This is a genomic window from Pseudoduganella buxea (assembly GCF_009720835.1).
Lineage (GTDB): Bacteria > Pseudomonadota > Gammaproteobacteria > Burkholderiales > Burkholderiaceae_D > Rugamonas > Rugamonas buxea.
Genome location: NZ_WNKZ01000143.1, coordinates 1 through 9689, shown reverse-complemented (window position 1 = coordinate 9689; position 9689 = coordinate 1). Strand labels below are relative to the sequence as shown.

Here is a 9689-nt window from a genome sequence, read left to right as displayed (position 1 = left end):
TTCTATAACCGCCAGCGGCGCCACTCGCGTCTCGGGTATCTATCGCCAGCATCGTTTGCCGAAGAATTCAGCAGACAGAAGCTGGCTGCTTGAAACGGACGTGTCCACTATTGACAGTGCACCTCAGACATCGGCCTCAAGAAAGCAAAAATCAAGGAAGCACAAGACATACTTGAGCCCCATATCCCACAAAAACCAACTGATACGTGGGATGAGTTCATCAAGCGTTTAGATGTTTCCGCTCCAAAAAATGGCGGAGTGTGTTGGTCGGGTACAGCGAGGCAAGCAGAAGAAACTGGAAAACCAGATGCGGCAAGGGCTCTCGCCGAAAAGATTGGCGGGGTGACCCTAGAAACTACTGCTGGTGGTCGGGTAATTGATGGATGGGAAAAAGTTAATAAGTTTCCATGGAATGATGCTAGTGGGCTACCTGGACCGTATTCCAGCGATCTGTGGAATAATGTGTCAACCAAATTTGCCAAAGGACTAAGGGGGCGGGTAAACGTGGTACAGACTCCAGATAAATTGAAAAATGAAAACACCGTATGGTATAACAAGGAAAAGCCAGTGATTATGAGAAATCGAGAGCTGGGCAATGTCGATGAAATTGTAATTCATGTGTTGGAGCCCAACTCCGAGATAAGAACACTCGGCAGCTTGGAGATTGAGGAACTACTTTCTTGGGGGCGAGATGGAGACTGAGTATCAAAAGTTCTTAAAGTTTTTTTCGAGGACTGATAGGGAACGGCTTGACGGTTTGGATGAGAGTTATTTCAGGCACATGACCGATGATGAGCGGGGGATGGCTTTCGAATTCCTATTAGACATCGTGAAGAAAGGTGGGTCAGAAGAAAGTGTTCATGGAATTTTTTTGGTGAATCCGCAGCGGGCGAAAGCATCTGTCGGGCCACTTCTGAAATCTGGATCTCTACGGCCCGCAGCGCAACTTGCAGCTGCATGGAATCTCTACAAGTCTGAACATAGTGAAGAGATCTTCAAGGTTTTTCTTTCTTCGATGGATAGCGCGGATGCTTCTATTAGAGCCAAAGCGGCACGTTACGTGCCAGCAGCAATGAGGGATGATTTAATTTCTCGTTTGCAACAGATTATTCGAATTGAAACGGATGAATTGGCATTTCTTCACGCTGTAGAAAAATTATTGAAATGTTATAGTGTAAGCAGGCTTACGGTTGGGAAGGAGAAATATTCATATTTTTATAGGGGGCTTCAAGGTGATGATCTGCATGTGAAAGAAAGAATCTTTAAACAGTTGGAGAAATCCAGAAAATAAATGCGGCGAGATGATTATTAGAAGGTGTGTGGGGGGTAAGGTCAGGGTATGCCTAAATAAAAGAGCCAAGAAATAAAGTAGGTGGGCTGATTTTTTTAAAGGGTACGGGCGAAAAATGCGATGTAGATTACACAATTGGATTGTATAATGTCTTTTTGAGGTTATAAAAACTGCATCGCCCAGGAGTGCTCCTCCGTATCGCAGCGAGTTTTAGAATCGGAATGCGTACCGACACTTTGAATAATTATTAAAGATTAATAGATCTTTTCCCGGCTCAGCAAAGGGGCCGGTTGGACGGCCCTGGTGTAAGCAATTTTTCAGATATGACTCAGTAAGAGCGGGACATGGTTTTCAGCTATCTTCTGAAGCTTGTTAGCGCTGGAGGCACCGAGGAAAGCACCCACGGGCTATTTGGAGCAAATTCTGAACGCGCCGTCGAAGTGGTTGAGCGCTTATTGAATGAGGGGCACTGAGTAAAGAAGCTGAAATTGCGGCAGCATGGTATCTAGGTAGGGGGGCAGCGTGATAAATATCTATCCACTTTTATCCGCTATATGAAGGATACCGATCATCGGTTGAGATCATTGGCTGCTGATTATGCTCTTGGGCTGAATCCCGACGAAATAAGATCCACGGTTCGCGGGATGGCTCGTGTGGAGACTGAGCTTCAGCCGCTAATCCACGCTGTGATTAAATATTCGAATGCTTTAGCAGAAATGAGGATCGGTCGGTGAAAGAAGTATTCAAAGTTATCTGGAAATCTACATAGCGACTATTTTCAGATATAGGAGCGTGCGTTCAAGGAACTGTAGGAGTTAGCCGTTGATCATGACCACCTTTGGTATAGGTATCAATAGGAAAACTGTGCGAAATAGGGGTGGTGAGGCAATAGCTACGTTCGGAGAAGTGCGATGAGTGTCGCTTTTGATAAATTTATGGAACAATATAAATCCATCGGTAGTCAAAAAGCTGATGGCTACACTCTTGATATGTTAATAGGTCTGGAAGATGCAGAGAAGCTAGAAATTTTCCGATTACTGCAGACCGAATTGCCCTGGTCCGCTCAGTGGCTTTTCTTTGTTAATCCCGAAAAGGCTACAGTTATCGCTCGCGAATTGGAAGCGAAATGGAGAGGGGATCCTTACCGCCGTGTTGACTGGTTGCAAAAGGAGCTAATTAAACATACAGGTGACATGATATTCCAAGATCACATGATGGAGGATTACGCGCACTACATCGATAAATTAAGGCCCGCAGTAGTAGACTCGATTGGTTCTACGCCAACAACTGAGGCTAAATTAAAATTTCTAGAAGAAGTGATATTAGTTGAGGTCGTTGATTATGCGGTAATGGCGGCAATTAGAAATTTGCTTTTTCAATAAAGTTCCCACGTGAAACTGAAGCCGATGAGAGGAATTATAAAAGACTTATAAATGAACTGCGTAACGGGAATGTAGAAGTAAAATTGAGGGCGCTTGCAGAGATTCGGAAGTGCACGACAGCAGTTCTTAACAGTACGCAGCGAAGCATCTAAGTCCGATCGAGGCTGTTGCAATGAGCCGGTATGATGTATTTCTTAAATTCTTCTCACTGCATAACAAGGAGCGGCTAGACGGCCTCGATAAAAGCTATTTTGCAGATATGACTCAGCAAGAGCGAGACATGGCGTTCAGCTATCTTCTGAAGCTTGTCAGCGTGGGAGGCACCGAGGAAAGCATCCACGGGCTCTTTAGAGCAAATTCTGAACGCGCCGTCGAGGTGGTTGAGCGCTTATTGAATGAGCGGGCGCTGGGTAAAGAAGCTGAAATTGCGGCAGCATGGAATCTAGGTAGGAGGGCGCAGGGTGATAAATATCTATCCATTTTTATCCGTTATATGAAGGATCCCGATCATCGCTTGAGATCATTAGCGGCTTATTATGTTCCTGCGCTGAATCGCGACGAATTAAAATCCACACTTCGCGGGATGATTCGTGTGGAGACTGAACTTCTGCCGCTAATCCATGCGGTGAATAAATTATTCGAATGCTCTGGAGTAGATGAGGATTCGGTCGGCGAGAAGAAATATTTAAGGTTATATAGAAATCTGCGTGGCGATGATTTGCCGATAAAGGAGCGCGCGTTCAAGGAGCTGGAAGAATTGGCCGTTGATCACGATGAAGGAGGTTGACTTTAATGGGTTTGCCAATAGTCAGGCTGGGCGACATGACTTCTCATGGGGGACGTGTCGTCACGGCTTCTCCCACTCATACCATCCTTGGTATAGGCATCGCGCGCGTTGGCGATAAGCTGATTTGCCCGATGCCGGGGCACGGAGTCAGCGTTATCGTGGAGGGTGCTGCCAATTTCTTGATTGGCGGCCGTAAGGTCGCATTACATGGTCATCGTGGCGCATGTGGCTGCACCTTGATTGCCAGCCTTGTGACGGCGACGCATGGGTAGCATCGCCCGGATCGAATGGCGATAGCTACTTGAAATAGAGCTTTCCTGGCAACCGACCAGTATTCTTCCGGTCAATCTATACGCGAGCGCTGGATGATGCAGGTGTCAGCTGATTTATGTGTTCCGCTTGATCGTATTCTGCGTGAAACTCGACGCACCAAAGACTCACATGGCATCGCCAAACAATTTCAACGATACCGCTGGCCACCTCGTCAAACTTCTACGGGCGCTGCACGATCTCGAAGCAAACCCCTTCCTTGCGCAGCTCGGCGCCGTCGAAACGCTGCACGCCTGGTACGACGTTGTCTGCCGATTGGACTATGCGGCGAACTCGAAGTACTTGCGCGACACCGGCGAAGAGCGCGTCCACCTCCTGTGCGAAGAAATCCGCGTGCTGATATGCGTTGTCGATGAAGCGTTTCGCTTCAGGATGCTGCCCGCATCGCCTTCCCAAAAACAAAGCTGGGACAGCGCCGTATCCCGCGACCCATCCGCCCGGTATGCCTTCCGCGACGACGGCTCGCTGGAAATCAGCCTGCTCGACGCCAGGCTCGATGGCACGACCTTGCACGTGAAGCGGCTGTGGAACCATGTCTGCAATACCGAAGGTGACTGGGTCGATTTCCACATCAAGCTCGATGAAACGCAGGTCAACACGATTCGTCGGAAGCTCGCGACCTTGCGCGCCATCCGGGCGACGATGAAGCCATGACCCGGGCATTCGACGCCTTCCTCAAGCAATACCGTGCGACCGGCAGCGAAAAGGCGGACGGCTACAGCCGCGACGCCTTTGTCGGCCTGGACGAAGGCGAAAAGGTCGAGGTCTTCGATTTGCTCGTGAAGGAGCTGCCCTGGGCTGCCGACTGGCTGTTCTTCCTCGACGGGGAAAAGGCCATGGCGGTGGCGCAGGCGCTGGAACCCGGCATGCGCGGTGGCGGCTATTCGGGCGTGCACTGGCTGCAGCGCGAACTGGTGAAATATTCAGGCGACCTGCGCTACCAGCAGCATATGATCGACGACTATCCCGCCTACGCGGACTCGGTACGGCCGCAAGTGATCGACTCCATCGCCGGCACGCCGATGAACGCCACCACGTACCACTTCCTCCGGCAGGCGATCCTGACCGAGACCTGCGACGATGCCCAGTTCCGGGCCTGCTGGCGCTACCTGCACGCCATCGAAGTTCCCCGCGTCACCGAAGCGGACGAAGCCAACCACGAGCGCTGGCTCGATGTCCTGCGCAACGGCGACGGCGAAGCAAAGCAGCGCGCGCTGGCGGAACTGGCTCCCTTCGAGGCCATCGCGCTCCCTCCGTAAGCATCAGTCCGAGCTCAGCGGTGGGCAACGGCGGCCGCTTCGGCCAGCGCGACGAAGGCGTCGACGCGGGGATTGCCGTCCTCGACGCGCTGGGCCAGCATCATCGTCGTCGTGGCGGCGGGGTCGGCCAGGGGGCGGTAGACGACGCCTTCCATGCGGATGCGGTCGAATGAGCTGGGCAGCACGGAGATGCCGATGCCGGCGGCGACCAGGCCGATGATGGTGGACGCTTCGCCCGCTTCCATGGCGATCTGCGGCACGAAGCCCGCTTCGCGGCACAGCCGGAAGATCTGCGGGTAGATGCCGGTGCCGGCGTTTTGCGGATACATCACGAAGGGCAGGCCTTCCAGGTCCTTGACGGCCACCGTCTTCTTGCGTGCCAGCGGCGAATCGGCCGGCAGCACGAGGCGCAGCGGCACGTGCTGCAAGGTCGTCAGCTTTACCGCCTCCGGCACCGCCACCGATACGGAACGGACAAAACCCAGGTCCAGCGCCCGGGCTTCCAGTGCCGCAAGCTGGGGCAGGGTGGCCATTTCGTGCAGGGTCAGGGCCACGCCGGGGAACTGCTGGCGGTATTGCCGGATTACCGTGGCGAACAGCGGCGTGAACGGCGTGGAGAATGTGAAGCCCACGCGCAACTCGCCCGCTTCGCCCCGGGCCGCGCGGCGCGCCGTCTCCTTCGACTGCTCGGCCAGCGCCAGCATGCGGCGCGCGTCGGCCAGGAACAGCTTGCCCGCTTCCGTCAGGCGCACCCACCGTTTGCTGCGTTCCAGCAGCAGGGCGCCCACTTCCGCTTCCAGCGCCTGGATCTGCTGGCTCAGCGGCGGCTGGCCGATATGCAGGCGCTCGGCCGCGCGCGTGAAGCTCAGCTCCTCGGCCACGGCTACGAAATAGCGCAGGTGACGCAGTTCCATGTTATCGGTTTTAAGTATTAATAACGCCTCAAATATATATTAGACAGTAATACAGCGCAATCCTAAGATGGCCTTCAACTGCTTTATCAAGGTCTGCAATGTCCCTTACCGCTTCCTCCCGAATCGCCGCCGGCACGCCCGACTTCAAGCGCAGCAACCGCGCCATGTTCTTCGGCGGCTTTTCCTGTTTTGCGCTGCTGTACTGCGTGCAGCCGCTGATGCCGCTGCTGGCGCACGAGTTCGCGCTGACGCCGGCCCAGAGCAGCCTGTCGCTGTCGATCGCCACGGGCGCACTGGCAGTGTCGCTGCTGCTGTCCTCGATCGTGTCGGACCGCATCGGCCGCAAACCCATCATGGTGGGGGCGATGGCAACGGCGGCCCTGATGACCCTGGCCTGCGCCTTTGCCGACGGCTACGGCCAGTTGCTGGCCATGCGCGCCTTATTGGGGCTGGCGCTGGGCGGCATGCCGGCCATCGCCATGGCCTACCTGGGCGAGGAAATCGAACCTTCCTCGCTGGGCCTGTCGATGGGCCTGTACATCAGCGGCAGCGCCTTCGGCGGCATGTTCGGGCGGGTGCTGGCGTCGACCTTGTCCGACTTCCTCTCCTGGCGCGTGGCGATGGCCGTTATCGGCGTGGCGGGCCTGTTGGCCGCCTGCGAGTTCTGGCGCAGCCTGCCCGCGTCGCGCCATTTCCGGCCCAACGGTGGCGGCTTGCGCGGACTGGGCATGGGCCTGCGCCGGCACTTCGGCGATGCCGGGCTGCCATGGCTGTTCGCCCTGGCCTTCCTGCTGATGGGCTGCTTCGTCAGCGCCTACAACTACATCGGCTACCGGCTGCTGGGCGGCCCGTTCCACCTGCGCCAGGGCGTCGTCGGCGGCATTTCCTTCCTGTATTTGCTGGGCATCTTCAGCTCCGTCTGGGCCGGTCGCCTGGCGGACAAGCTGGGCCGGCGCGGCGTGCTGTGGATCATGATGTCGGTAATGGCGGCCGGGCTGCTGCTGACCCTGGCGCAGTCGCTGCCCGTCATCGTGGCCGGCATGGCGCTGTTCACGTTCGGCTTCTTCGCGTCCCACTCGATCACCAGCAGCTGGGTAGGGCGCCGCGCCGCCCCGCCGCAGGCACTGGCCTCGGCGCTGTACCTGTTCTTCTACTACCTGGGCTCGAGCGCGGTGGGCTGGTTGTGCGGGCTGCTGTGGGCCTGGGGCGGCTGGAACGGCGTGGTCGCGCTGCTGGCGGCCTGCCTGGGCGGGGCGCTGCTGATCGCGCTGCGGCTGCGCGGCCTGGCCCCGCTGGCGCCACCGGAAGGCGCGCTGGCGGCGGGTTGATGGCTCGCAACGTTGAGCCTGCTCAAACGAATGGCAAGCCCATGCAACCTTCCCACGGCAGGCCCCTCCAATGGTCAGCGGTGCAATCCGGTACCGCACCAGACACGGAGGGGATCATGCTGGCAGAACAGGAAATCCGAAGCCGTCTCAGCAGTTTGCAGCTGGCCGTCGGCCACGCCGCCCAGGCCTTGTCCGCCGAGCGCAACCTGCCCGGCGAGCTGCGCGACTATATCCAGAAGCTGGACCGCCAATCGGACCGCATCACGGAAATCCTCGCCCTGCGCGAGCCGCGCCGGATCGTCAAGCTGATCGAGGACATGGAAGTGCTGGGTGCCCGCGCGCGGCGCGTGTGCAGCAGCGGGCTGCCGCTGTCGGGCCAGATGAAGTCCGCCGTCAACCACCTGCACAACGAGCTGATCGACTTCAAGCAGAAACTGCATTGATGGGGGAGCGTTCCGCCCGCCCGTCCAGCCGCATCGCGCATCAGGGGCGCGCACCGGCACCTGGCGTGACGTGCCGGCGCGGACGCCTTTTCAGCCTGTTCCCGCTCGCGCGGGGCAGGCTTTTTTTGCTTGTGCCGCCTACAGCACGCCGCGCGCGCGCAGGCCCGCCACGTCCTCGGCGGAATGGCCCAGCAGCTCGCGCAGCACTTCCTCCGTGTGCTGGCCCAGGGTCGGCGGTGCCGTGCGCACGTCGGCCGGGGAGGCGGACAGGCGCATCGGGCTGCGTACCAGCTTCGTGCTGCCGGCCGTCGGATGGGGCACGTCGACCACCATGCCCCGTGCCTGCACTTGCGGATTCTTGTACACGTCGTCCAGGTCGTTGATCGGGCCGCACGGCACGCCGACCGATTCGAGCAGCGCGATCCACTCGTCGCGGCCTTTTTCCAGCACCATCTGCGCCAACAGCGGCACCAGGATGTCGCGGTTCTGCACGCGCAGCGGGTTGGTGACGAAGCGGGGATCGGTGGCCAGTTCCGGCCGGCCGCCCGCCTCGACGAACTTGACGTACTGGCCGTCGTTGCCGGTGGCGACGATGATGTAGCCGTCGGCGCAGGCGAAGGTCTGGTAGGGCACGATGTTTGGGTGGGCGTTGCCCCAGCGCTTGGGTGCCTTGCCGCTGTTCAGGTAGTTGCTGCCCATATTGGCCAGCATCGCCACCTGCACGTCCAGCAGGGCCATGTCGATGTACTGGCCTTCGCCCGTGCGGTCGCGGTGGATCAGCGCGGCCTGGATGGCGATCGTCGCGTACATGCCTGTCATCAGGTCGCACAGCGCCACGCCGGCCTTCTGCGGGCCGCCGCCGGGCAGGTCGTCCCGTTCGCCCGTGACGGACATCAGGCCGCCCATGCCCTGGATCAGGAAGTCGTAGCCGGCGCGGTGGGCGTAGGGGCCGTCCTGGCCGAAGCCCGTTACCGAGCAGTAGACCAGGTCCGGCTTGACGGCTTTCAGCGACTCGTAGTCGAGGCCATAGCGTTTCAGCTGGCCCACCTTGTAGTTCTCCAGCACCACGTCGGACTGCGCCGCCAGCGCGCGGATCAGGGCCTGGCCTTCTTCCGTGGCGATATCGACGGTCACGGAGCGCTTGCCCCGGTTGGCCGCCAGGTAGTAGGCCGCTTCGCGCGTGTCGCGCCCTTCGGCGTCCTTGGCGTAGGGCGGGCCCCAGGCGCGCGTGTCGTCGCCGCAGCCGGGGCGTTCGATCTTGATGACGTCCGCGCCCAGGTCCGCCAGGTTCTGCGAACACCAGGGGCCGGCCAGCACGCGCGACAGGTCGAGCACGCGGATATGGCCCAGGGCTCGTGGCCGGGCGCTTGCGACGTTGGTGGTGGTATCCATCGGTTTGTCTCGTTGTTATCGGGTTGTCATGGGAAGTGCGAAGCTTAGCCTATCTGTACCCGCGCAGCCAGCCGTGGTAGTGTCACGGCATGTGGCCCTACCTCACCATGATCGCCCACCGCGGGGGCGGCACCACGGCACCGGAGAACACCTTCGCCGCGCTGGCGGCCGGCCTGCGCCACGGGTATCACGCCGTCGAATTCGACGTGATGCTGTCGCGCGACGGCATCGGCGTCGTCATGCACGACCCGGATTTCGGCCGTACCCTGCCGGGGCAGGGCAGTATCGCCACGACGGACGCCGCCGCCATCGCCGCCATGGATGCAGGCAGCTGGTTCGGCCCCACTTTCGCGGGCGAGCCCGTGCCCCTGTTCGTGCCGTATGCCGAATTCTGCAAGGGCCACGGCATCTGGATGAATGTCGAGATCAAGCCGGCGCCCGGCCACGACGAGGCCACCGGCCGCTGGGTGGCCGAGACGGCGCGGCGCCTGTTCGCGGGCGAGAGCGACCTGGCGAAACTGCCGCTGCTGTCCTCCTTCAGCGCCGCCGCCCTGCGCGCGGCC

At 58.7% G+C, this 9689-nt stretch carries 12 protein-coding genes; 10 read left to right on the top strand and 2 right to left on the bottom strand.

The genetic code is table 11. The features are described 5' to 3' along the window. Window positions 1–342: 342 nt before the first annotated feature. From GM672_RS26260 to GM672_RS26230, 7 genes are all read left to right on the top strand, one after another. Window positions 343–702, top strand: a complete 360-nt coding sequence (locus tag GM672_RS26260; RefSeq protein WP_155473471.1) for a hypothetical protein — start codon at window positions 343–345, stop codon at window positions 700–702. Window positions 703–781: 79 nt separating this feature from the next. Further along, window positions 782–1291, top strand: a complete 510-nt coding sequence (locus tag GM672_RS26255; protein WP_155473470.1) for a hypothetical protein — start codon at window positions 782–784, stop codon at window positions 1289–1291. 911 nt (window positions 1292–2202) lie between these two features. Beyond that, window positions 2203–2673 carry a hypothetical protein gene (locus tag GM672_RS26250; protein WP_155473469.1) on the top strand — a complete coding sequence of 157 codons (471 nt, stop codon included), beginning with the start codon at window positions 2203–2205 and terminating at the stop codon, window positions 2671–2673. 172 nt (window positions 2674–2845) lie between these two features. Continuing rightward, window positions 2846–3460 (top strand): hypothetical protein, encoded by a 615-nt coding sequence (locus tag GM672_RS26245; RefSeq protein ID WP_155473468.1) that lies wholly within the window; start codon window positions 2846–2848, stop codon window positions 3458–3460. A gap of 5 nt (window positions 3461–3465) precedes the next feature. Continuing rightward, a complete protein-coding gene (locus tag GM672_RS26240) occupies window positions 3466–3732 on the top strand; it encodes a PAAR domain-containing protein (RefSeq protein WP_155473467.1) in 267 nt (88 codons plus the stop codon). A 169-nt stretch (window positions 3733–3901) separates the two neighbouring features. Continuing rightward, entirely contained in the window at window positions 3902–4444 is a 543-nt protein-coding gene (locus GM672_RS26235) for a hypothetical protein (RefSeq protein WP_155473466.1), read from the top strand. Then, complete coding sequence (locus GM672_RS26230; protein ID WP_155473465.1) at window positions 4441–5049, top strand: hypothetical protein; 609 nt, start codon at window positions 4441–4443, stop codon at window positions 5047–5049. Before GM672_RS26235 ends, GM672_RS26230 begins: the two co-directional genes overlap by 4 nt. Before the next feature lie 14 nt (window positions 5050–5063). Here the strand turns inward: GM672_RS26230 and GM672_RS26225 are convergent, their stop codons facing one another. Next, window positions 5064–5963: a LysR substrate-binding domain-containing protein gene (locus GM672_RS26225; protein ID WP_155473464.1), complete on the bottom strand. Its 900-nt coding sequence runs from the start codon at window positions 5961–5963 to the stop codon at window positions 5064–5066. A gap of 98 nt (window positions 5964–6061) precedes the next feature. Between GM672_RS26225 and GM672_RS26220 the strand changes: the two genes are divergently transcribed. Next, window positions 6062–7291 carry an MFS transporter gene (locus tag GM672_RS26220; protein WP_155473463.1) on the top strand — a complete coding sequence of 410 codons (1230 nt, stop codon included), beginning with the start codon at window positions 6062–6064 and terminating at the stop codon, window positions 7289–7291. Window positions 7292–7407: 116 nt separating this feature from the next. Beyond that, window positions 7408–7734 (top strand): hypothetical protein, encoded by a 327-nt coding sequence (locus tag GM672_RS26215; protein ID WP_155473462.1) that lies wholly within the window; start codon window positions 7408–7410, stop codon window positions 7732–7734. Window positions 7735–7872: 138 nt separating this feature from the next. Here GM672_RS26215 and GM672_RS26210 read toward each other — a convergent pair whose 3' ends face one another. Continuing rightward, window positions 7873–9126: a CaiB/BaiF CoA transferase family protein gene (locus GM672_RS26210; RefSeq protein ID WP_155473461.1), complete on the bottom strand. Its 1254-nt coding sequence runs from the start codon at window positions 9124–9126 to the stop codon at window positions 7873–7875. Between the two features lie 89 nt (window positions 9127–9215). Between GM672_RS26210 and GM672_RS26205 the strand changes: the two genes are divergently transcribed. Beyond that, the coding region (locus GM672_RS26205; protein WP_260115706.1) for a glycerophosphodiester phosphodiesterase family protein at window positions 9216–9689 on the top strand (474 nt) is incomplete at its 3' end.

Excerpts from the sequence above, each read along its gene's own strand:
- GM672_RS26255 (WP_155473470.1), top strand. The coding sequence starts at position 782 with ATGACCGATGATGAGCGGGGGATGGCTTTCGAATTCCTATTAGACATC.
- GM672_RS26250 (WP_155473469.1), top strand. The coding sequence starts at position 2,203 with ATGAGTGTCGCTTTTGATAAATTTATGGAACAATATAAATCCATCGGT.
- GM672_RS26245 (WP_155473468.1), top strand. The coding sequence starts at position 2,846 with ATGAGCCGGTATGATGTATTTCTTAAATTCTTCTCACTGCATAACAAG.
- GM672_RS26240 (WP_155473467.1), top strand. The coding sequence starts at position 3,466 with ATGGGTTTGCCAATAGTCAGGCTGGGCGACATGACTTCTCATGGGGGA.
- GM672_RS26235 (WP_155473466.1), top strand. The coding sequence starts at position 3,902 with ATGGCATCGCCAAACAATTTCAACGATACCGCTGGCCACCTCGTCAAA.
- GM672_RS26230 (WP_155473465.1), top strand. The coding sequence starts at position 4,441 with ATGACCCGGGCATTCGACGCCTTCCTCAAGCAATACCGTGCGACCGGC.
- GM672_RS26225 (WP_155473464.1), bottom strand. The coding sequence starts at position 5,963 with ATGGAACTGCGTCACCTGCGCTATTTCGTAGCCGTGGCCGAGGAGCTG.
- GM672_RS26220 (WP_155473463.1), top strand. The coding sequence starts at position 6,062 with ATGTCCCTTACCGCTTCCTCCCGAATCGCCGCCGGCACGCCCGACTTC.
- GM672_RS26215 (WP_155473462.1), top strand. The coding sequence starts at position 7,408 with ATGCTGGCAGAACAGGAAATCCGAAGCCGTCTCAGCAGTTTGCAGCTG.
- GM672_RS26210 (WP_155473461.1), bottom strand. The coding sequence starts at position 9,126 with ATGGATACCACCACCAACGTCGCAAGCGCCCGGCCACGAGCCCTGGGC.